Origin of the sequence: Geobacillus sp. WSUCF1, from assembly GCF_000422025.1 — a bacterium.
Classification (GTDB): domain Bacteria; phylum Bacillota; class Bacilli; order Bacillales; family Anoxybacillaceae; genus Geobacillus; species Geobacillus zalihae.
On sequence record NZ_ATCO01000012.1, the window covers coordinates 1 to 1,849 of the forward strand.

The window sequence follows — 1,849 nt, forward strand, 5'->3', positions numbered from 1 at the left end:
GGTAGCGTCAAAAGTTCTATGAAAACTCCACACAGATCATCCCATTGAGCATCGTGGGGCATGCGGAGGGCCGGATTCGCCCTTGACCAACACCCGCCAAAGGTGCGGAAGAGTCATCAAGGGCGACGGGGACAAAAAGAAGGCAATAAGAAAGCCGCCCTTGCCATGACCGAATTTTACCTTTGGCGGTGTTCGGTTGGTCAAGGGTTCGCTTCGCCGAATCCGGCAGGAGTTCTGTTCAACGGGCTCCGGCGGACAAAAAAGTCAGGCCGCCTCTTGTTGGAGAAACGCTTGTGCCATGGCGATGAGCTTCGTCCACCGGGCCGGCATATGCGGAAGATCCGCCAGTTCCGGGATGACGACCGGGACCCGGCCTTCGAGTGCGCTATGCGGGCGCAGGAAGTTGAAATACGCCACAAACAGCGTCACAAAGGACACCGAGCCTTCTTCCGCACCAAACCCATGGGTCGGGCGGTAGTTGCCTTTAAAGGTCCGGTTGAATCGCTCGATGATCTGTTTGAGAGGGCGAAACTCTTCCGAGACCGGATCTTCGTTGGTTAGGCCGATCACCTGGCGGACGTCAAACGAAATCCCGTGCTGGGCGAAGAAGTGTTGCGCCAGCCGGTAAATCGGGTTGCCATCCACGACAAACGACAAGTCGTCTGGGAGGGACGGCAGCTTCCGCAGGACATCATCGATGGCCTGGATGGCCGAGAGCGTGTCTCGGTTGGGCGAGACGCGATACGACAGCACGATCTTTTTGACGGCATCGAACATAAAGAACAGGTAATGCCAGCGCCCTTTGACGCGAATATACGTCTCGTCCCCGCAAAACGAACCGGACAGCTCATACGGGAACCGGTCGACAAAGGGCTTGATCCAAAGCGCGGCGCTGTTGGCGTAGTTGAGCACCGTCTGATGGGAGATCGAGACGCCATGGATGTCCTTCATGGCGGCGGCGGTCTCCCTCGAGGACATCCCAAAGTTGACGTAGTACGTCAACACGAGCCCCAACACGTGCGGCGACGCAGCCAGCCGGGACAAATCGACCTTCGGCTTGATGGGCGACGAGGAAGCCAACGGGAGAAAGTCAAACAAGAACTCTCGAAACAAATACCGCACCTTGAAGGCTTGAGGATCCTGTTGAAACTGTTGGCGCTCCTTCTTGGTCATCCGGCGAAGGTTGGCCTGGTAAAACGGGCAATCGTTGTTCTTGCACTTATAGATGTGGTATTCTTTGCGTTCCTTGATTTTTTCCAGCGTCTTTTTGCAGTGCGGGCAGCGAAAGACCGCTTGCTTGGTGAACCGGTTCCGGTGGTTGAACCGGCACTGGCACACTTTGCATTGGTATTGCCCGTTTCCGCCGTTATTGGCGTACAGGTAAGAAGAGGGAGCCTGGCAGCGAGGGCAGGTCAACGAATCCGGAACACGGTGTTTCGCCTTCGCGCGGCGCTGGATGGGCCGCAAAGGACGTCCGTGCTGGGCTTCGTAGTCCGCCAACAGCTTCCGGTAATCAAAGGTTTCCGGCACATCGATGATCGGAAGGTCATCGACCTGAAGTTTTCGGTACGGTTTTTGGACGAGTTCGTCCAAGTCCTTACGATTCAGGGATTTTCCCACGATCACACCCATCAAATACACAATGATTTGATATTGGGCCTTGATGATTTGAAGCAAATAGGCTAATAATTGAGGTAACAAGCTTGTCACTCCTTCTTTGTTTGGGCTGTTGAGTGTGTGGTTACCTCAATGATGGCCGAAAACAACGGGGGTGGCAAGCTTTTTTTCTTCCAACGGTTGAAACTCAGGAGAAAACCGTGAGTGTGGAGGATAAACTTTTGACAATACC

Annotated in this window: 1 protein-coding gene; it reads right to left on the reverse strand. The window is 54.6% G+C overall.

What is annotated here, in order from left to right; translation table 11 throughout:
* Positions 1-264: 264 nt before the first annotated feature.
* Positions 265-1,701, reverse strand: a complete 1,437-nt coding sequence (locus I656_RS13880) for a DDE-type integrase/transposase/recombinase (protein ID WP_033004692.1) — start codon at positions 1,699-1,701, stop codon at positions 265-267.
* Between the last annotated feature and the right edge of the window lie 148 nt (positions 1,702-1,849).